General features: G+C 70.8%; 12 protein-coding genes and 1 rRNA gene. 8 read left to right on the forward strand and 5 right to left on the reverse strand.

What is annotated here, in order from left to right; all coding sequences use genetic code 11:
* The first annotated feature begins 304 nt into the window (after positions 1-304).
* A complete protein-coding gene (locus tag GF068_RS37490; protein WP_153824360.1) occupies positions 305-964 on the forward strand; it encodes a hypothetical protein in 660 nt (219 codons plus the stop codon).
* A 430-nt stretch (positions 965-1,394) separates the two neighbouring features.
* On the opposite strand, the gene GF068_RS37495 is transcribed toward GF068_RS37490, so the two are convergent.
* Positions 1,395-2,759 carry a sigma-54-dependent transcriptional regulator gene (locus tag GF068_RS37495; RefSeq protein WP_153824361.1) on the reverse strand — a complete coding sequence of 455 codons (1,365 nt, stop codon included), beginning with the start codon at positions 2,757-2,759 and terminating at the stop codon, positions 1,395-1,397.
* Positions 2,752-4,317 carry a sensor histidine kinase gene (locus tag GF068_RS37500; protein ID WP_153824362.1) on the reverse strand — a complete coding sequence of 522 codons (1,566 nt, stop codon included), beginning with the start codon at positions 4,315-4,317 and terminating at the stop codon, positions 2,752-2,754. The genes GF068_RS37495 and GF068_RS37500 overlap by 8 nt, the downstream gene beginning before the upstream one ends.
* 205 nt (positions 4,318-4,522) lie before the next feature.
* On the opposite strand from GF068_RS37500, the gene GF068_RS37505 reads away from it, so the two are divergent.
* From GF068_RS37505 to GF068_RS37520, 4 genes are read left to right on the forward strand one after another with little or no spacing between them, the layout of a single operon-like run.
* On the forward strand, positions 4,523-5,941 hold the full coding sequence (locus GF068_RS37505) for a TolC family protein (protein ID WP_153824363.1): 1,419 nt from the start codon (positions 4,523-4,525) through the stop codon (positions 5,939-5,941).
* The gene (locus tag GF068_RS37510; protein WP_153824364.1) at positions 5,941-7,113 is read left to right on the forward strand and encodes an efflux RND transporter periplasmic adaptor subunit; all 1,173 of its coding nucleotides are present in this window, start codon (positions 5,941-5,943) and stop codon (positions 7,111-7,113) included. The genes GF068_RS37505 and GF068_RS37510 overlap by 1 nt, the downstream gene beginning before the upstream one ends.
* On the forward strand, positions 7,110-10,217 hold the full coding sequence (locus GF068_RS37515) for an efflux RND transporter permease subunit (protein WP_153824365.1): 3,108 nt from the start codon (positions 7,110-7,112) through the stop codon (positions 10,215-10,217). The genes GF068_RS37510 and GF068_RS37515 overlap by 4 nt, the downstream gene beginning before the upstream one ends.
* Before the next feature lie 32 nt (positions 10,218-10,249).
* On the forward strand, positions 10,250-12,487 hold the full coding sequence (locus tag GF068_RS37520) for an alpha,alpha-trehalose-phosphate synthase (UDP-forming) (protein WP_153824366.1): 2,238 nt from the start codon (positions 10,250-10,252) through the stop codon (positions 12,485-12,487).
* Positions 12,488-12,496: 9 nt separating this feature from the next.
* Here the strand turns inward: GF068_RS37520 and GF068_RS37525 are convergent, their stop codons facing one another.
* A complete protein-coding gene (locus GF068_RS37525; protein WP_153824367.1) occupies positions 12,497-14,377 on the reverse strand; it encodes a 4-alpha-glucanotransferase in 1,881 nt (626 codons plus the stop codon).
* Between the two features lie 264 nt (positions 14,378-14,641).
* Here GF068_RS37525 and GF068_RS37530 point away from each other — a divergent pair, with 264 nt between their 5' ends.
* Positions 14,642-14,857, forward strand: a complete 216-nt coding sequence (locus GF068_RS37530; protein WP_153824368.1) for a hypothetical protein — start codon at positions 14,642-14,644, stop codon at positions 14,855-14,857.
* A gap of 1 nt (position 14,858) precedes the next feature.
* On the opposite strand, the gene GF068_RS37535 is transcribed toward GF068_RS37530, so the two are convergent.
* A complete protein-coding gene (locus GF068_RS37535) occupies positions 14,859-16,574 on the reverse strand; it encodes a protein kinase domain-containing protein (RefSeq protein ID WP_170319903.1) in 1,716 nt (571 codons plus the stop codon).
* Positions 16,575-16,688: 114 nt separating this feature from the next.
* A complete protein-coding gene (locus GF068_RS37540; RefSeq protein WP_153824370.1) occupies positions 16,689-18,248 on the reverse strand; it encodes an RtcB family protein in 1,560 nt (519 codons plus the stop codon).
* Positions 18,249-18,623: 375 nt separating this feature from the next.
* On the opposite strand from GF068_RS37540, the gene GF068_RS37545 reads away from it, so the two are divergent.
* Positions 18,624-18,956, forward strand: a complete 333-nt coding sequence (locus tag GF068_RS37545) for a hypothetical protein (protein ID WP_153824371.1) — start codon at positions 18,624-18,626, stop codon at positions 18,954-18,956.
* Between the two features lie 809 nt (positions 18,957-19,765).
* Positions 19,766-20,138: ribosomal RNA gene (locus GF068_RS37550) — 16S ribosomal RNA — on the forward strand; the annotation flags it as partial.

Raw genomic sequence — 20,138 nt, forward strand, 5'->3', positions numbered from 1 at the left:
GCGCGGCTGTCTTGGCTGGCGGGGGTGTCGCTGGTCTTGACCGGGCCTGTTCGATGAACTGCGCGGAGCGCAGTTCATCGACATTGGGTCCAGCCCCTGGCTGGTCCGGGTGCAGGGGCGGACAGCCCCTGCCGGGGCCTGGGGCAGCGCCCCAGCGAAACGCTTGCCCGCCCGCCGGAGCTACCCGACCAACCTCGCGTTTGGTCCTCGGTGAACCTTGGAGCGTTGCCTCCACATTTTCCTTGCCTCCCCCCTGCGTCCCTCCTTACCCTCCCGCCCTCTCTTCCTGAAAGGAGCCTTTCTCATGCGTCGCCTCCGCCCCACCGACGGCAACCCCGCTCATAAGCGCGCCGGGCAATACCATTGCACCATGGTCAAGACGGGGAAGACCCCGCTTCACGCCGAGCTCCATGACAAGATGGAGCAGATGGTCGCCCTCCTCAAAATGAAGGCGCGCGCCCACGAGGACGCGGAGGACGCGGCCGTCGCCGCGTCGGCCATCAGCGATGCCGCCGAGATCGCGCTCGAGAACACGATCCGGGACGTCGACGCGGACCTGGCGAAGCTCGACCGCGAGGACGGGTCGCTCAATGCGCGGGCCACCGTGTTCCCCGAGGGGTACGGCAAAGAGATCGACCCCGAAGGGGAATCGCAGCTCGAGAACCTGGGCGCATTGCGCGATCGGCTGGCGAAGTTCGACGGGCACCCGATCGGGACTGCCTTGCTGGCGAAGTTCGACGCGGCGCGCCTGACGTTCAAGGAGGCCATCGACGCCGAGCAAGCCGCGGAGGACGCCGTCGAAGCAGCCTTCCGCGAGGTGCTCGATGCGCGCAGGGCCATCCGCGAGCAGCTCGAGAGCGCCTACGGTCGGCTCCGCGATCACTACAAGGCCAGGCCGGCCGTCGCGGAGACGTTTTTCCTCAAGGAAGGGCGGCGCCGCGCCGCGAAAGAGCCGACGGGCTGAAGAACCGCGCATTTCAGGCCCTGCGCGCGCTCGGAGCGCGCGTCCCTCGCCAGATTTTTTGTTTCTACAATTCTCAGCCGTCGCCCCACCCGGAGGAACAAGCGCTCCGCCGAGGCGGAGCCTGCGTCCCTCGCGAAGGACGCGCCCTCCGCCCACGCGTAGCCCGTCCTCCCTCGCGAAGGACGCGCGCTCCGACACGGCCTACGCCCGTTTTTTGACGCGGCGACGCGCGCTCCGCGATCTCGGAACGCGCGTCCCTCCGGACGTCCCGCGCCTCCGCCCGGTCGGAGCGCGTGTCCCTCCGGGAGGCCAGGCGCTCCGGGCGGGCGGAACGAGGTTTTTTCGCGACGTCCAGGCGCTCCGCTCGCGCGCAGTCACTTTTTGTCCGTCAGCCGCCCGGGCGCGTCAGGGCGCACGCGCCGCGCGCGCCTCAATCCCCGCCGTCCTCCGCGAGGTACTTCCCGAGCGTCTTCACGTCGATCCCGAGCCGCTCCGCCGCGCGTGTCTTGTTGCCGCCGAGCTCGGCGAGGGCCCAGCGCGCATAACGTTGCTGCAATTCGCGCATGGGCAGCACGGGCCCGGAGAAATGCACGCTCGGCAGGTCCCGCGTGGCCACGTGTGGCAGCGCCGCGTCGGCGAAATGCGCCTCCGACGAGCGACCCAGCAAGACGAGGCGCTCCACGGCGTGCGCGAGCTCGCGCACGTTGCCCGGCCAGGGATACTCCAGCATCGCGAGCAGGCACTCCCGCGAGAGGCGCTCGACCCGCGAGGTCGGGTGACGCGCGCGCGCCTTCGCGAGCAGCTCGGCCGCGAGCTCGGGCAGGTCGTCGCGTCGATCACGCAGCGGCGGCACGTTCACGGGGACGACGTCGAGCCGGTAGAGCAGATCCTCGCGGAAGAGGCCCTCGGCGACGCGGCGGCGCAGGTCGCGGTGCGTGGCCGTGACGATGCGGACGTCGATCGGCGTCTCCTTCGTCGAGCCCACGGGGCGGACGACGCGCCGCTCGAGCACGTCGAGCAGCTTCGCTTGCAGGGCGGGCGCCATCTCGCCGATCTCGTCGAGGAACATCGTGCCCCCCTCCGCCTCGGCGAAGAGGCCGCTCCGCCGCGTGGTCGCGCCGGTGAACGCGCCCTTCGCGTGGCCGAAGAGCTCGCTCTCGAGCAGAGGCTCGGGTAACGCCGCGCAGTTCACCGTGACGAACGGGCCCCGCGCGCGGCCACTCTCGGCGTGCAGGTAACGGGCGAACATGCCCTTGCCGGAGCCGGTGGGCCCCGTGAGCAGCACCGGGACGTCACTCGAGGCGACACGGACGATGACGTCGAGCGCCGCGCGCATGGCGGAGCTCCGCGCGACGATGCCAGCCTTCGCCGCGCCGTCGCGCAGCGACTTGCGCAGCGTGCGCGCCTCGCGCCGGACACGTGACTCGTCGAGCGCGCGGCCGAGGTAGACGACGAGCTCGTCGAGCTTGAAGGGCTTCGTCAGGTAGTGGTAGGCGCCGCGCCGGATCGACTCGATCGCCGTGTCCATGCCCCCGTAGGCCGTCATGACGAGCACGGGCAGATCCGGCACGGCGCGGCGCGCGGCCGTGAGCAGCTCGATGCCGTCCATGCCGGGCATGCGGAGGTCCGTGACGAGCGCGTCGACCGGCTCGGACTCGACCCGCGCGAGGGCCTGCTTGCCCGTGGCCACGGCGAACGCGGAGTAGCCGTGCTCGGCGAGGCCGTCGGAGAGCATCTCGGCCATCTCGAGTTTGTCGTCGACGATCACGACGTGCGGGGGAGCGCGATCAGGCATCGATGATCTCCTCGGCTTGGGCAGGCACGTGGATGCGGGCGCGGGTGCCGCCGTCCTCCTGCGGCTCGAGGACGAGCGTGCCGCGGTGGATGCTCACGATCTCGTGGACGATGGCGAGGCCGAGCCCCGAGCCCTCGGGCTTCGTCGTGAAGAACGGCTCGGTCGCGCGGGCGATGTGCTCGGGCCGGATGCCGGCGCCACGATCCTCCACGACGAACTCGACGCCCCCGCCCTCCGCGCGCACCGAGAGCGCGACCGAGGTGCCCGGGCTGCTCGCCTCGCAGGCGTTCAGCAAGAGGTTCACGACCGCGTGCTCGAGCAAGCGCAGGTCACCCGCGAGCGTGGGAAGCCCCTCCTCCACGACGTTCACGAGCGCGACACGCGCGGCGACGAACCGGTGCTCGACGAGGCGGAGCGCGCCACGCGCGACGTCGTCCGGCGCGATGGGGCGGAGCGAGGGCGAGCCGCCGCGGGCGAGGTCGAGGAACCCCCGCACGACCTGCGTGATGCGATCGGCCTGCTCGCTGATCGTGCGCACCGCGCGCGCCGCCTTCGCGTCCTCGCCGATCCGGGACGCGAGCTGCTCGGCGCGGCCGACGATGACCCCGAGCGGCGTCGAGATCTCGTGCGCGATCCCCATGGCCAGCGTGCCCGTCGTGGCGGCGCGGCTCGCCCGGGCGAGGCGCTCGTCGCTCGCGCGCACCAGCGCGGCGAGGGCGAGCTGCTTCTCCAGCTCGAGCTCGCGGCGCTGCCGCCGCAACGCGGTCGCGCCGAACGCGACGATGAGCGCGCACGGGACGAGCACGCCGATGAGCAAGCGGCCGCGCGCGCGATCCCAGCGATCCCGCTCGTGTGACGCGCTCGCCACCACCGCTGTCGTCCACAGGCCGAGCGGACCTGCGTCGGTGATCGCGACGGCGGCGACGGCGCGGCGGTTCGGGAGCCCGAGCGTGACGGCCTCGTCCCGCTCGAGCCGCGTGGTCTCGTCACTCTCGCTCACCGCACGCGCGAGCGGCTCGCTCTCGATTTGCCGCCCGTCGGCCGCTTGCCAGTGCGTCTCGTCGGGAGGCCGGACCAGCACCACGAGCTCGTCGGGGCGCTCGATCCGCGCCGAGGGGCCCATCAGCCAGGCGACGGGCACCGTCAGCTCCACGGTGCGCCCTTCGGTCGAGGGCACGAGCACCGACATGGTCCGCGGGGGCCTCGGGCCCGGCGCGGTCTCCGAGGCCGAACGCACCTCGATGGTCGGATAGGCCTTTCGCATCCCCACCGAGGGCCCGTGGCCGGCCGAGACGTCGTCCGCCACGAGCAACGCGTCGCGCCGGACCGCGGCGAGACGCGCCGCGAGCTCGTCCGACAGGAGGAGCGCGAGGAGCTGCTGCTGCCGCGCGAGCGACTCGAGCGCCCCTTCGAACTCGCGTTGCTCGTCGTGCAGCGCGAGGGCCGTGATGGCGATGACCCCGAGCGCGGCCGCCCAGACCAACCAGCGCCGACGGATCGAACGCAGGACCCGCGCGGTGAAGCTTTGGTCGGGGACGGAGGGCTGTAGGGACAACATGGAGCGGAGATTTTCCCGGGGCGGCTGCAGGGCGTATGCCACCGCGGAATCAGGGCCCTATCCTGCGCCCGCGGCCCCGGAGCGGCAGGGAAAAGTTTCCCGGGCGCCAGGGAATTTCTCCGGGCCCCCGCCGGGAAGTTGACGCAGGATCCCCGGTGTTCCGGGGGTGGAGGCCGTTGGCATCGTTGGTGCTCCTACGGACTCCATGCTTCTCGGGGTTCGTATCGTGCGGCGGCGGTGGGCGGTGGTGCTCTCGCTCGCCCTTTCCTTGGCGCCGCGTGTTTCGTCCGCGGAGGCCGGGGCGGCGGCGGCGCCACCACCAGGCGTGCGGGCGGTCTCGCTGCGCGAGGCGATCGCGCTCGCCGAGAAGCGGAACCCGGATCTGCTCGCGGCGCGGGCGCGCGTCGAGGCGGCGCGGGCGGCGGCGTCGGTGCCGCGGGCGCAGTGGCTGCCCACCGTCGGCGCGACCGCGCAGCTCATCGGCTCCACGATCAACAACTCGACCGCGACGATCCTGTCGAACCCACGCGTGGATCTGCCCCGGATCGGCGCGACGCATATCTCACCCGAGCCCAACTTGACGCCGTACGCCTCGACGCTCGTGGCCGTGGGGGTGCGGCAGCAGATCTTCGATTTCGGGCGCATCGCCGCGCAGACCGCGGCGGCCATGGCGCAGGCCGATCTCGAGCGAACGCGCGCCGAGGGCGCGAAGCTCGACGTGGCCCTGCGCGTGACCGAGGCGTACTGGGCGGTGCGCGCGGCGAGGTCCGTCGCGCAGGCGGCCGACGAGGGCGCGACGAGGGCCTCGGCGCATCGAGACGCGGCACGCGCGAGCGTCGAGGCGGGCCTCCGGACGCAGGTCGATCTCGCCCGCGCAGAGGCCGAGGTCGCGCGGTTCGAGGTCGCGAAGGTGCGGGCCGAGGGCGCGCTCGCCGCCGCGCAGGCGGTCTTCGCGGCCGTGGTGGGCGTGCCGGAGGCGGCGCTCGACGCGAGCGGCGCGCAGGACGAGGAGGAGGCGCTCGGGCCCCTGGAGACGCTGCTCGAGCGCGGCCGCGAAGGCAGCGCGGAGGTCCAGGAGGCGCAGGCGCGTGTCGACGTCGCGAAGGCGGAGACACGCGCGGCCGCGGCGCAGATGCGCCCGGATCTCTTCCTGACCGCGGCGATCTCCGGGCGCGCGGGCGGCGCGACGCCGTCGAGCGGCTCGACCGTCGGCGGGCACGGCTTCGCGCCGCTCGTGCCGAACTGGAACGTGGGCGTCGTGCTCAGCGTGCCGATCTACGATCCCGTGCTCGCGGCGCGCCGCGACGCGCTCCGCGAGGTCGAGGGCGCGCGCGAGGCGGAGCTCCAGGCGACACGCGTGATGCAGGAGGCGGCCGTGCGGCAGGCGTACCTCGGGCTCGTGGCCGCGCGTCAGGCGCTCGGGGCGCTGGAGCGCGCGGTCCGAGCGGCGCGGTTCAGCCACGAGCAGGCCGAGGCGCGCTTCAAGGCGGGGCTCGGCACGATGCTCGAGCTCGTCGACGCGGAGGCGCTGCGCGTGGAGGCCGAGGTCGAGCGCGCGGTGGGCGGGTTCGAGGTCGCGAGGGCGCGGGCCGCGCTCGAGCGGGCCGCAGCGGAGGTGCGCTGATGAAGCGGATGGATCGTCGGGTGATGGGCGCGATCGGCGGGCTGCTCCTCGTGGCGCTCGGGGGCGGCGCGGCGCTGCTCGCGCGCGCGAATTCGTCGGAGGTGACGCCACTCTCCGCGCAGCCGAAGGGCGTGACCGTGGTGCCCGCGCGCAAGGCGACGTACCGGCCGACGCGGCGCTTCGTGGGCACGCTCGCGCCGTGGCAGGAGGCGAACGTCGGCCCGCAGCTCGTCGCGGCGTACGTCGAGACGGTGCTCGTGCGGCCGGGGGACATCGTCAAGCGCGGGCAGGTGCTCGCGACGCTCGACTGCCGCAACGCCAGCGCCGGCAGCCAGGCCGTCGCCATGCAGGCCCGCGCGCTCGACAAGCAACAGCGGGCGATCGCGAGCGAGGCGGCGCGGCTCGAGACCCTCGTCGAGCAGGGCTTCGTCTCGAAGAACGAAGGCGAGCAGAAGGCCGCGCAGAGCGCCGCGGCCGCGGCACAACTGAAGGCGCTGCGCGCCGAGCTCGCGGGCAAGGCGCTCGCGGTGAACGACTGCGTGCTCAAGGCGCCGTTCGACGGCGAGATCACGCGCCGCGCGATCGATCCCGGCACCTTCGTGCGGCCCGGGACGCCGCTGGTCTCGATGGTCGATCGCGCGATCGTCCGGGTGACGGCCGACGTGCCCGAGGTCGATTTCGCGGCCGTCACGCCGGGCGCGGAGGTGAAGCTCCGCCTGCTCGCGACGGGGCGGGAGATGACGGCCCGGGTCACGCGTCGCTCCCCGGCGGCCGATCCGATGACGCGCACGCTGCACGTCGAGATCGACGTGACCGATCCGGACCGCACGTTGCCCGTGGGGACCACGGCCGAGGTCTTCACCGAGGTGGGTGAGGCGCAGCCTGCCGTCGAGGTCCCGCTGCGCGCGGCGACGGTGCGGGGCAAGAAGGCGACCGTCGTCGTCGTCGAGGGGGACGTCGCGCGCAAGTCCACGGTGCGTGTCCTCGGCGAGACCGGCAAGAGCCTCTTCGTCGAGCCCACGATCCTGCCCGGATCCCTCGTCGTGCTCGAGGGCCGCGCGCAGCTCAAGAACGGCGACGTGGTGCGCGCCAAGGTCGAAGGCGCCGCCGCGCCCGTGCCCTCGCTCGTGCCCGCCTCCACGTCCGAGCCCGCGGGGGGAGCGGTCCGATGAGCCGCCTCGCGCTGAAGAACCCGCTCGCGGTGCTCGTGGTGAGCCTCGCGTTGATGGTGTTCTCCGCGGTCGTCACGCCGCGTATGGCCGTCGACACCTTCCCCGAGCTCACGCCGCCCGTGCTCATCGTCGGCACGCTCGCCTCGGGGCTCGGGCCGAAGGACGTCGAGAAGACGATCACGTGGCGTCTCGAGAAGTTCATCGCCGCCACGCCGGGCGTCGACCACATCAAGAGCGAGTCCCGAAACAGCCTCAGCGTCATCTACGTGTGGCTGAAGTGGGGCACCGACCTCAACGCGGCGCAGTCGCTCGTGCAGCAGCAGGTCGCCTTCGCGATGTCGTCCGTGCCGAAGACGCTCGGCGTCCTGCCGCCGTTCGTCCTGCAGTACGATCCCTCGAACGCGCCCGTGATCCAGGTCGCCGTGCACGGCGGCGGGCTGAGCGGGCCGCAGCTCTACGACTTCGCGGTCAACACCGTGGAGCCCATCATCGAGGGGATCCCCGGCGTCGCCAGCGCTTCGCCGAACGGCGGGCGCGAGCGGCAGATCAACATCGTCGTCGACCCCGTGCGCGCCCAGGCGCGCGGCGTGACCTCGAGCGAGATCGCGGCGGCGGTGGACAAGGCGAACGCGCTCCTGCCGTCGGGCCGCTTCATGGCCGCGGGCTTCGAGGCGAACGTCTACACGAACGCGGTCGCGCCGCGTGTCTCCGACATCGGCGAGGCCGTGGTGAAGCTCGTCGGCGGCCACCCGGTGCTGGTGCGCGACGTGGCCACGGTCGAGGACGGCGGCACGTTGCCCACGCAGTTCGTCTCCGTCGACGGCAAGACGGCCGTGTACCTCAACGTGCTGCGCATCCCCGGCGGGAACACGGTGCAGATCGTCGAGTCGATCCGCGAGGCGCTCGCGAAGCTGCCCGAGCTGCCCCCGGGGATGATGGTGCAGCCCATCTTCGACCAATCGACGTTCGTGAAGGGCGCGATGAAGGGGCTGCAGCGCGAGATCGTGCAGGCGCTCTTCCTCATCGCGGGCGTCATCCTGATCTTCCTGCAGAGCGGGCGCTCGGTGCTCATCGCGGCCATCTCCGTGCCGCTCAGCTTCGCGGTGATCCTGCTCGTCCTCTACGCGACGGGCCAGTCGCTCAACGCCTTCACGCTGGGCGGGCTCACGCTGGCCATGGGGCCGCTGGTCGACATCTCGGTCGTCGTGCTCGAATCCATCCACCGTCGGCGGCTCGCGGGCGACGACGACGCGACGGCGGCGCTCCGGGGCGCGAGCCTCGTCGCCGGGCCCGCGCTCGCCGCCTCGCTCTGCACGATGGCGGTGCTCCTGCCCGTCGTGCTGCTCACGGGCCTCGCGAAGAAGCTGTTCACGCCGCTCGCGCTCACGGTCGCCTCGGCGATGGTGGCCGGCTACCTGGTGAGCATGCTCGTGACGCCCGTCGCGTGCCGCTATCTGCTCGGCCACGGCGAGCCGGGGCGGCTCGCGCGCGCGTGCGAGCAGGCCGTCGACAAGCTCTCGGGGGCGTACGCGGCGGCGCTGCGCCTGGCGCTCGGACACCGCGGCGCCGTGGTGCTCGCGACGCTCGTGCTCGTCGGGGCCAGCGTGTTCGGCGCGTCGAGGCTCCCGAGCGCGTTTTTCCCCGAGATCGACGAGTCGATGGAGCGCGTGTACGTGCGCGTCGCGCCCGGCACCTCGCTCGAGGAGTCGACGCGGATCTTCCAGGAGATCGGCGCCGCGCTGCGCGAGGAGCTGCCGAAGGACGAGGTCGAGCTCGTGCTGATGAACGTGGGCGCCCCGAGCAAGGCGCGCGCGAAGATGAACAGCCCGAACGCCGGTCCCCACATGGGCTTCTTGCGCGTCGCGCTCGTGCCGCCCGAGAAGCGCAAGCACTCGCAGCGCGAGATCGCGGACAAGATGCGCTCCATCCTCGCGCGGCGTTTCCCCGGCGTGGACTTCTTGCAGGCGCCCGGCGGGCTCGTGGCCAGCGTCTTCTCGAACGGATACATGGCCCCGCTGGTCGTCGAGGTGCGCGGCGACAACCTCGAAGAGCTCGACGCCCAGGCGCGCGCCGTCGCCGAGGTCGCGCGGACCGTGCCGGGCGTGCGGGACATCTACACGACCCTGCAGCTCGATTATCCGGAGCTGCGGGTGGCCACCGATCGGCAGGAGGCGGGCCTCGTCGGCGTGTCGGCGCGCGCCGCGGCGCAGACGACGCTCGAGGCGACGCTCGGGAACATCAACAAGCCCTCGGTCTGGGTCGACGGTTCGAACGGGCAATCGTATTACGTGGTCACCGCGTACGATCGGAGCGTCGTGAGCGAGTCCGACCGGCTGCGCGAGATCCCGGTCCTCGCGCTCGCATCCGGCGCCGTCACCCTCGGCAGCTACGGCGCGATCGAGCGATTCGCGGGCCCGATCTCCATCGAGCGCAACCACCTGCAGCGCGTCTCGCACGTCCTCATGCAGACCGAGGGGCGGGATATCGGCACGGCCGCCGCGGAGCTCGAGTCGCGGCTGAAGAAGGATCCACGCACCCGCGACCTACGCTTCGCCATGGCCGGTCAGGTCGAGCTGATGCGTTCGACCTTCGGCGGCCTCGGCGTCGCGCTTGGCCTCGCCGTCATGGTCGTCTTCATGATCATGACCATTCAGTTCAAGTCGCTCCGCCTGCCGCTCGTCATGTTGTTCACGATCCCGGTGTGCCTCGTGGGGATCGTCGCGGCGCTGCTCGGCGCGCGCACGGGCTTCTCCATCCCCGCGCTCATGGGCGTCCTGATGGTCATCGGCATCGCCGTGTCGAACGGCATCCTGCTCGTCGACCACGCCAACCGGTCTTTCCAGGCCGGCAAGGACGTCCTCGAGGCCGCCGTCGAGGCCGGGCGGGCCCGCTTCAGCCCCATCGCGATGACGAGCCTCGCCACCATCATCAGCCTCTTGCCGACCGCGCTTGGCCTCGAGCACGGCACGGAGTCGAACCGCCCGCTCGCCCTCGCCGTCACGGGCGGACTCGCTTCCTCGACCTTCCTGTCGCTCTTCCTCGTGCCTTCGATGTTCGTGTTTTTGGCGAAGCGGAGGGCCGAAGACGTGTTACCCATCGATTGAAATTGAGTCGGCTCTGAACCCGGGGGGGATCGATGCCGCGCCTTCTGCGCTTCCTGCTGCTCTTGCTCTGCGGGCTCGCCTTGATCACCGGGATCGGGTACGTCGCCCTGACGCGCACGACGCACCGCTGGTTCGAGGCGGATCTGCGTGGTCGTTCTCTGCTCGTCGTGACCGCCACGAAGCCGCTGCTCGCGCGGAACTGGGCGCGCGGGCACGAGGGGCTCGTCGCCACGCTGGACGACATCACCCGGGACGAGCGCGTGATGGGCACGGCCGCGTGCTCCCTCGACGGCGAGCGCCTCGCCGCGACGGCCGCGTATCCCCTCGATTTCGGGTGCCGCTGGGTCCTCGCGCGTCTCGGGGACGACGAGGACAGCGCCGAGGCGAACGTCTGGACGACGACCGAAGAGCTGCCCGGCGGCCGCGTGCACGTGAGCGCGATCCGGCTCGCGTCCGAGGGCAAGGACCTCGGACGCGTGCTGCTCGTGCACGATCTCAGCTATCTGGAGCGGCGCGAGGCGACGACACGTAACATCCTGCTCGCGGCGTTTTTCGTGCTCTCGCTCGGCGCGTCCGTGATCACGATGGTCGCGGAGCGGCTGGCGTTCCGGGTCTGGACGCGTGAGCTGCGTCGGGCGTTGTCGGGCGACGTGCCGCGTGGGTTCAAGCCGCTCGTCGGGGACGTGCGTGCGCTCGTCGAGCGCCTCGCCAGCGAGCGGGACCGGGAGGCGCGCGGCGGCGCGTGGAACCCGGAGCGGCTGCGATCCACGCTGACGAGCCACCTCGAAGGCGAGCGGGTCATCATCCTCGCGAACCGCGAGCCCTACATCCACGAAAAGACGCCCGACGGCGTGAAGGTCCTGCACCCCGCGAGCGGGCTCGTGACCGCGCTCGAGCCCGTGATGCGCGCGTGCTCGGGGGTCTGGGTCGCGCACGGCAGCGGCAGCGCAGATAAAGAGACCGCCGACGCGCGCGCGCACGTAAAAGTGCCGCCCGGGGAGGAGTCGTACAGCCTCCGGCGGGTATGGCTGAGCGAGGCCGAGGAGAACGGGTATTATTACGGCTTCTCGAACGAGGGGCTCTGGCCGCTTTGCCACGTCGCGCACGCGCGCCCCGTGTTCCGGGCCGAGGACTGGGAGCATTACGTCCGCGTGAACCGCAAGTTCGCCGACGCGGTCTGCGAGGAGGTCGACACCGAGGATCCGATCATCCTGGTGCAGGACTACCATTTCGCGCTCGCGCCCCGGATGATCCGCGAGCGCCTGCCGCGCGCGACGATCCTGACGTTCTGGCACATCCCCTGGCCGAGCGCCGAGCGGATCGGCATCTGCCCGTGGCGGGAGGAGATCATCCAGGGGCTGCTCGGGTCGAGCATCGTCGGGTTTCACACGCAGCAACATTGCAACAATTTCATCGAAGCGGTGGACACGTTCATGGAGAGCCGCATCGATCGGGAGGCGAACGCGATCGTGCAGGGGTCGCGGCGGAGCCTGGTCCGGCCGTACCCGATCTCCATCGAATGGCCCGTGCACTGGCTGGAGGAATTGCCCTCCGTGGGGGCGTGCCGCCGCTCGGTGCGCGAGGAGCTCGGCTTGCCCGAGGACGCGCTGATGGGCGTGGGCATCGACCGGCTCGATTACACGAAGGGCATCGAGGAGCGGCTCCAGGCGGTGGACGCGTTGCTCACGCGGCACCCGGAGTTCCGCGGTCGATTCACGTTCGTGCAGCTCGCGGCGCCGAGCCGGACGAAGATCGCTCGGTATCGTGAGCTCAACGATCGTGTCGAGGCGCTGGCCGACGAGATCAACGCCCGCTGGGGCGGGGGCGCGTATCGCCCGATCGTCCTCTTGCGCGCGCACCACGAGCCGCCGACCGTGTTCCGATATTATCGCGCGGCGGAGCTCTGCTACGTGTCGAGCCTGCACGACGGGATGAACCTGGTGGCGAAGGAGTTCGTCGCGGCCCGCGACGACGAAAACGGCGTGCTCGTGTTGAGCCAGTTCACCGGGGCGGCGCGGGATCTGACCGAGGCGCTCATCGTGAACCCGTACGACCTCGGCCAGGCCGGCGACGCGATGGCCGCGGCGCTGCGGATGCCCGAGGAGGAGCAACGCGAGCGAATGTTGTCGATGCGGCGGATGGTGAGCGAGTTCAACGTGTACCGCTGGGCCGGGCGCATGCTCGTCGACGCGGCGGAGCTCCGGCGGCGGGAGCGGGTCTCGGGCAGGTTGTCGGCGCCGGCGGTGCTGGCGCGGGCGATGGGGACGTGAGGCCGCCCCTCAAGTCAGCAAAAGCAGCCGCGTCGCCAGCGCCTCCAGATCCCCCGACGCCCCTCGCGCCCGCGCCCGGAGCCCGAGCGCGAGCGCGCGCCTGAGGTCGAGCGCCTCCCCTCGCCTTCGTTTCTCGAAATACCCCGCCTCCCACCCCTCGGGCACGCGTAGCGACCAGTTGTCGTCGCTGATCGTGCCGGGCACGTTGTACCGCTCGGCGAGCCCGAACAGGTCGGCGAAGAAGATCATCACGCTCCGGGCCTCACTCGTGAGGGCGTCCGCGAGCTTCGCCGAGACCAGCATGCCCGGATCGCGCAGGATCGTCGCCTCCAGCTCCGGCGCCCCGAGCCGGCGCGCGAGGTAGGCCGCCTGCGCCGCGAGCTTGCCCTCCGCACGCCACGTGCCCGCGAGCTCCCACATCGAGGGCGTGTCGTGCGTGCCCATCATGATCCAGTCCGCCGGCTCGGCGTTTTCGCTGCGGTAGACGTCACGCGGATCGTCGAGGTTCGCCTTCTGCGTCACCCGGAATCGACCGAGCCCGTGCCGCGCCAGCACCGCCTCCACCGGCGCGGGCAACGTGCTCAGGACCTCGGCGAACAAGGTCTCGGACGCGCGTCCGCGCGCCTCTGCGGCCGAGACGAGGGCGTCGAAGAGGCGCGCGTATTCGTCCACCTGCGGCCCTTCGAGCGCGCGTACCCAGCCGTCCGCGTGCCGAGGCAGGCCGCGGTCGATCTGCGAGGGGCGCGTTATGGCAAACGCGGCGAGGCGCGGGTGATCGGCGAGGTCCGGCGAGGAGCGCAGGCGCGCGCCATGCTGGACCGCCACGAGCGGATCCGCCGCGTCGGCGCGATACACCCAGGGGTCGACGAGCCCGTGGGGGTGATCGATGCGCACGCCGTCGTAGGCCTCGAACATCGCGGTCGAACGCGCCGCGAGGAAGGCCCGCGCCGCGCCCGACCAGGCGGCCGGGTCGAGGACGGGATACCCCCACGGTTGTCCCTCGGGGTTCGTCCGGCTCGGCGGGGCGCCCATGCGATACCCCGGAAGGACGATCGCGAGGTTCGACCATTCGTCCGAAGGAGCGAGGCCAATGGCGAGATCGCCGTAGAGCGCGAGGCCGAGCGATTGAAGGGACGCACGCAGGGCGGCGTGTTGCTCGCGTGAAAGGAACTGGCGGAAGGCGTGCGCCTCGATGGCCTCCGCGTGGCGCGAGCGGAGCGCCGAGAGGCGCGCGGAGGCGCGCGACTCGTCGCCGGGGAGAGGCGCGACGAGGCGCGCGTCGAGGGCGGGCCAGTCCTTGAAATGGCCGCTCCCGTGCTCGGCCGCGAGGCACGCGTAAAGCGCGTCGCGCTCGATCCAGCCTTCATTTCGAGCGCGCCACGATTCGAGCCGCGACGCGAAGGCGACCATCGCGGGAGGGAGCAGGCCACGCCGGCGCCTCTCCTGGAACGCCCCGAACGCCTCGTCGAGCGCGCGGCGCACGGCCGCGGAGGCATGCGGATGAAGCGCGCGGCCCGCGGGGGCGCGGGGGCGCGCCTCGACGAGCGACACGAGCGAATCGGCGCGGAGGAGCCCGCCGAAGGCCGGATCCAGGGCGAGGGGCGCGAGGGCGATGGAGACGGTGGCGCGCGAAAAGGAGGCGCCGTCGTAGGGCGAGGCGTTGTCCGCCGAGAGATCCCCCTGCGGACCGAGGACGATCGCGCGGAAGCCGAGATCACGGGCGAAGCGGAAGAACCGCGCGGCGCCGCGGCTGTACGGGGATCCGCGGCCGATGTCCTCGTCGGGATCCGCGGGGAAGCTCGCGTCGTGAATGGCGAGGGCCAGCCGATCGACCCCGAGCAGGCGGAGGGCCTCGCCGGCGAGCTCACGTTCCTCGGCGCGCGTGTTCATGGCTGCCGGAGAGCGTACCGCACGGCGGGCCGGCGTCACGTCGGTCCCTCGCCCGGACATTCCATGTCCCACCAATCCCCTGATTTGTATCGATTTTCAGGCTATTCGTGATAAATTGTGCGCGTTCGAGGGACGATGAACGGCCGCTCTCGCCGGAGCGGGCCTGGAGCATCGGACGGGGCATCGAGGGGGTTCGAGGAAACGGCGCGGAGCCGCGCGCCCGCGGGACCTTTTGTTGATCCGTCCTTCACCGAGGAGGTGTTCGTGACGCTCGAGATGAATCAGATCGATGGCGTTCGGATTCGTTTGCCCATGGCGTCGGCAGCCGTCGCTGCCATCGTGCTCGCTGGTGTCGTATTGCTCGTGATCGCCTCGTGGATCGTCGAGACGAACGGGGCTCCTGCGCCGGGAGGCGCGTCGAGCGCGCCCGATTCGGCGCGCTTGCTCGAGGATCGAGGGCGCCCGGGGCGCCGGTTCTGAGCTAAGGGTCGGTCGCGCCTTCACCCGCGAGCGCCGACGCGCTCGCGGACGGCGCGGCGACCTCGGCCGGAGGTTCGTCCGCCGGCTCCGCGGGGGCGCTCATGCCGCCCGACGCGGGGCGCATGCTCGCGCCCCGAACCGCGCCCTCCGCGATGTTCTTCTGCCCGCCCGTGGTGAACGCCATGACGAGCGCGACGACGATGAAGACGGCGGTCGTGGCGCTCGCGACGAACGCCACGGATCTCGCGCGGCGCGACGCGGGCGCTGGCGAGGTCGGCGCGTAGTCCCAGGGCGCCATGCTGTTGCCCGTGGCCTGACCGGCCGTGGTCGGCGACGGGAAGCTCGGGAAGGAGGCCCGCAGAGGCGGCGGCGGGAGCGACGGGAAGCTCGGCAGCCGCGGCGGAACGAGCGCCGTCGCCTCGTCGATGATCGGCTCGTGGGCCGCGGCCGCCGAGGCCCCGGCAGGCGGAGGATCGGACGCGGGTTTCGCAGGCTGCGAGGGGAACGCCGCCCGCGCGGCCCCGAGCTCGCGATCCCGGATCGCCCGCAGATCGGTGCTGCTCATCGGGACCGTGCCGTTGCCGGCGCAGGAGAGCTCGGGGTCCGAGGGGGGCGGGATCTCGTTCGTGGCGGGGGCCGGGGCCTTCGGCTCGGCGATCACCTCGGCCCGCTTGAGGAAGGGATCCGACCTGGCCCGGAGGTGCTTCTGCCGCGCGGCGCGGCGCGCCCCGTCCTTGCCGTCCTTGCCGATGCAACCGAGGAGGATGGCGTCGATGTTCTTCGGGATCGGCCGCGAGCTGTTCGAGACCCGCGACGAGCGGGGGTCGTCCAGCGCGGAGGCGCGCTCGTCCTCGGGCCAGCCTTCGCGGCGTTCGCTGTAGGGCGAGAGGGCCGCGCGGAGGTCGGCGGCGCGCGGGAATCGCGAGTCCACGTCCTTGCTCAGACACCGCATGATCACGGCCTCGAGCCCGGAGGGGATGCCCGGCTGGACCGACGAGGGCAGCGGCGCGACCTCGCTGCCGAGGACGGCCATGAAAATTTCGGGCGTCGTCGCCCGCTGGAACGGCGCCTTGCCCGTGACGAGCTTGTAGAGGATGGCCCCGAGCGCCCAGATGTCGGCCCGCGCGTCGACCTCCCGGGCGGCCCGCATCTGCTCGGGCGCCATGTACAGCGGCGAGCCCATGATGTCGCCGTTGCTCGTCATTTCCATCTCGGTCGACTCGCCGTCCTCGGGGACGTATTTCGAGACGCCGAAATCCAGGACCTTGATGCACGGCGAGCCGTCCTCGCGGTGCGTGAGGAACAGGTTCGCGGGCTTGAGGTCGCGGTGCACGATCCCGCGGCCATGTGCCTCCGAGAGCGCGTCGCAGGCCTGCATGACGTAGAGCGCCGCCTCGTGTACGGGCAACGCGCCCTGCTTCTTGAGCAGCGCCGAGAGGTCGTCGCCGTGGAGCAGCTCCATCACCATGAACGGCGCCCCCGAGGGCAGCCGCCCGATGTCGTACACCTGCGCGACGTGCTCGCTGCGGAGCTTCACGACGGCGCGGGCCTCGCGCAGGAATCGCTCGATGATCTGCGGGTGGGTGAGCTCCGGCCGCACCAGCTTGATGGCCCGCTCGTCACGGAGCTCCAGGTGGGTGGCCGCGACGACCACCCCCATGCCGCCCATGCCGAGGACACGCTCGACGCGATATTTGCCCGCGAGAACGTCTCCCACGGCGACCTGGCTCCCTACGACTTCGTTTCCCATATCGCGCCCTTGGGCGCATGCTACGAAGGCCACGCGCCCGGGCCAACAAAGTGGGAGAGCGGGGCAAAATCCCGCCCCCGCTCACCCCTTCACCGTCGCAATCGGCGCGAGCCGCGCGACCCGCCGCGCCACGCCGGCGTCCTCGACCGAGCGCACGACCGGCGTGATGGCCTTGTACGCATACGGCGCCTCCTCCTTCATCCGGCGGTGGTACTTCTCGAGGATGTCGCGCCGCCCGCGCAGCGACGGCGCGTCCGGATCGATCGGGGTCACCACGTCGAGCTTCCCCGTCGATTGCCGGTACACGTCGTCGCTCACGTGGCTCGCCTGCCCCCGCGTGAGGCTCCGGCCCGCGCCGTGACAGGCGCTCGCGAGCAGCGCCTCGTTCCCGAGCCCCGCGAGCACCCAGCTCGCGTCGCCCATCGATCCCGGGATGATCACGGGGTGCCCCGTGTACTGGAATGGGCTCTCGAACGGATCCGGCCCCGGCGCGGGCGTCGCGCCTTTTCGGTGCAAATACCGCCCTTCCCCGCCGGGAGGCTCCCAGATGAGGTTGTGCGGCGCGTCGTAGACGAGCCGCGTCTCCACCGTTCGCCCGAGGACCTCGCTCATCGCGCGCGCCGCCATCAGCACCAGGAAGAGCCGGTTTCCGAAGGCGAAGTTCGCGGCGTTTCGCATCGCGGACAGGTACACGGCGGCCTCCGCGGCGAGCGGCCCCCACGTCGGCATCACGTAGAACCCGTGCGCCGGGTGCGGGAGGCCTCTCGGGTAGAGCTCGTGGGCGCGGGCCATGAAATGGCCTCCCACCACGTGCCCGAGCCCGACGGAGCCCGAGTGCGCCATGATCGTTACGGCCCCGCGGGCGAGGCCGAAGGCGTGCGCCGCGTGGCCGTCCACGAGCTCGTCCACGCGCCCGAGCTCGACGAAATGGTTGCCACCGCCGACCGATCCGATCTGGATGTCCCGGCCGTCGTTCTTGCCCGAGGCGCGGATGAAGCTGGCGAACGCGAACGTGTCGTCCGTGGGCAGCGCGCCGTTGAAATGGACCCGCTCGAGATCGTGGAGCTCTCGCGCGGGGTCGTAATACCGCCAGATGCCCGTGCCCTGGTTATCGGCGGCGGTCTCGTGGAGGCCGAAGAGCCCGTCCCGGAGCAGCGCCTCGCGCTGGCGGGGGGACATCGGGATGTCGCGTTGCCCCTGGAAGAAGATCGCCCGCAGGCGCTTCTTCAGGGCGGACATGTGCGGCGCGAGCTCGTCGTGCGTCACGTCCGTGACCACGAGCCGCATGCCGCAGCAGACGTCGTTGCCGACGGCGCGGGGGACGACGAACCCACGCGCGTCGGCGACGGTGCCCACGGGGATGCCGGATCCTTTGTGGAAATCCGGCGTGAGCACGACGGCCGCGAGGCTACCCGGGGCTTCGCCCCAGAAGGGCGCGATGCGGCCTCTTCGCTCCTCGTCCCAGATGGAGAGGAGCGTATCTTTGATGGAAACGAATTCGAGGAGCTCCGCGATGCCCTCTGCCTCGACGGAGACATCGGACCGCGCGATGAGCGTGATCGGAACACCAAAACGACTCTCGATACGGGCGAGCGCGCTGTCTTGCCGGCGCACGACCGTATCCAGGCGGAGATTGCCCATGGCTGCTTTCCCGAGCCGTGTGCCGACGAGCTTGCTTCGCTTCTCGGCGCACGACGAACGAACGAACGCAATTGCGCGGGCCCCATGTCGCCGCGACGTCGAGCTCGGGAGGCGCCCCGATTCTCAGGGCACACGTCTCCGCGCGCTCGCACGCCGACGATCCATCGCCGACCCGCGATTCCAACCTCGGTCCGTCTTGTTCTCCGGAGCCCGCCCGAGGAAAGCGTACTCCGCAGCAGCCGCGCCCACGATATCCGAGCGCTCCCCATTTGTCAAGCAGAGCTCGCATCCGTCCGGGCATATCGAATGCACGCGGCCTCGGGGCGCGCAGCGATGCGCAGCCGAGTGCACCCCGTGTGCACGGTGGAGGACGACATGGCGCGCGAAGACGACGACAGGACGATGAACCCTCTCACGATGGGGAAAGGCCGCACGGACGAGGTCGATCAATCGAAGGGGATTTTCCCACCCGGCGTGCGACATCCGCCCGACGCGGAGATACGCTCGCCAGGATCGCTCGGCGGCGGCTCGTATGAAGAGTCGGGGCGCGGCGGCGTGGAGCTCGGCTGGGAGCCATCGAGCGCGGGCGCGGGCTCCGCGCAGCAGGGCACGGGAGCGATGAACGAGGCTTCGGCGGAGCAGGCCCCCGAGCCGTCGGAGCCCAAGGGCGCGTTGCCTCCTCATGAGGAGGAGAAGAAGTCGCGTTGAGTCGACGCGCCGGCCGCCTCTCCTTACGAGACGAGGCCGCGTGTCGAGGGGGGAGGGACGGCGTCGAGCTTCACCTCCGTCATCGAGAGCGTCGGATGGTTGACACCTCACCTCGATGAAGGCGATTAGAATTACACTTCGCCGAGAGAGACACAGAGGGCGCCGCGAGGTGCCGTCCTCGGCCGGTCCGTGAGCCTGGAGGAATATTTCTCGTCCTCGCGGAACCATCGTCCGTTGACAACGAAGCCGAGGCGGTTTAGAGAAGCCCCTCGCTGGGTGACGCAGGGCGCCGCGAGGTGCCGTCCCCGGTGAGGTCCAAGGATTCGGAGATTCCAAAAAAATCTCGACCCGCGGACAGTCGGTTGTTGACAAGGGAAACGACGCGGTTTAAGAAGCCGCCCCTCGCCGGGAGACAAAGGGCGCCGCGAGGTGCCGTCCCCGGGAGGTCCAAGAGTCCGGAGAGTGTGAAAATATTCTCGGATTCGCGGAACGAGATTGTTGACAAGGCAAACGAGGCGGACTAAAAAGCCGCCCCTCGCCGGGAGACAAAGAGCGCCGAAAGGTGCGGTCCTCGGTGGTTGATGTGTGGCGCTGGCGGGCCTCCGGGCGTGGCAGTGTCACATGATCGAGGTGGATCTCATAGAGGTCCCCTGCTCGGTCCTTGAAAACTGGATTGTACGCAACACGCAAACGTGTGGTGACGTGGCCCTCGCTTGAGCCTGCGCAAGCACGGCCGAGCAATCACGTCATGCCTAGAGCATGAGCCGTCACCCGGTCTTTAGCCGGACCGAGGTGACCTCCAGCGAGTTTAACTGGAGAGTTTGATCCTGGCTCAGAACGAACGTTAGCGGCGCGCCTAACACATGCAAGTCGTGCGAGAAAGGGCTTCGGCCCCGGTAAAGCGGCGCACGGGTGAGTAACACGTAGGTAACCTACCCTCTGGTGGTGGATAACCTTCCGAAAGGAGGGCTAATACAGCATAAGACCACGGTCTCGCGAGAGATTGAGGTAAAAGCGGGCCTCTTCATGAAAGCTCGCACCAGGGGATGGGCCTGCGGCCCATCAGCTAGTTGGTAGGGTAACGGCCTACCAAGGCAAAGACGGGTAGCTGGTCTGAGAGGATGATCAGCCACACTGGAACTGAGACACGGTCCAGACTCCTACGGGAGGCAGCAGTGGGGA

It is taken from the genome of Polyangium spumosum (assembly GCF_009649845.1).
Taxonomy (GTDB): domain Bacteria; phylum Myxococcota_A; class Polyangia; order Polyangiales; family Polyangiaceae; genus Polyangium; species Polyangium spumosum.

What these genes read in the sequence shown, in the direction of transcription:
- GF068_RS37520 (WP_153824366.1), top strand. Translation starts at nt 10,250, where the DNA reads ATGCCGCGCCTTCTGCGCTTCCTGCTGCTCTTGCTCTGCGGGCTCGCC.
- GF068_RS37490 (WP_153824360.1), top strand. Translation starts at nt 305, where the DNA reads ATGCGTCGCCTCCGCCCCACCGACGGCAACCCCGCTCATAAGCGCGCC.
- GF068_RS37495 (WP_153824361.1), bottom strand. Translation starts at nt 2,759, where the DNA reads ATGCCTGATCGCGCTCCCCCGCACGTCGTGATCGTCGACGACAAACTC.
- GF068_RS37510 (WP_153824364.1), top strand. Translation starts at nt 5,941, where the DNA reads ATGAAGCGGATGGATCGTCGGGTGATGGGCGCGATCGGCGGGCTGCTC.
- GF068_RS37540 (WP_153824370.1), bottom strand. Translation starts at nt 18,248, where the DNA reads ATGGGCAATCTCCGCCTGGATACGGTCGTGCGCCGGCAAGACAGCGCG.
- GF068_RS37545 (WP_153824371.1), top strand. Translation starts at nt 18,624, where the DNA reads ATGGCGCGCGAAGACGACGACAGGACGATGAACCCTCTCACGATGGGG.
- GF068_RS37500 (WP_153824362.1), bottom strand. Translation starts at nt 4,317, where the DNA reads ATGTTGTCCCTACAGCCCTCCGTCCCCGACCAAAGCTTCACCGCGCGG.
- GF068_RS37515 (WP_153824365.1), top strand. Translation starts at nt 7,110, where the DNA reads ATGAGCCGCCTCGCGCTGAAGAACCCGCTCGCGGTGCTCGTGGTGAGC.
- GF068_RS37505 (WP_153824363.1), top strand. Translation starts at nt 4,523, where the DNA reads ATGCTTCTCGGGGTTCGTATCGTGCGGCGGCGGTGGGCGGTGGTGCTC.
- GF068_RS37525 (WP_153824367.1), bottom strand. Translation starts at nt 14,377, where the DNA reads ATGAACACGCGCGCCGAGGAACGTGAGCTCGCCGGCGAGGCCCTCCGC.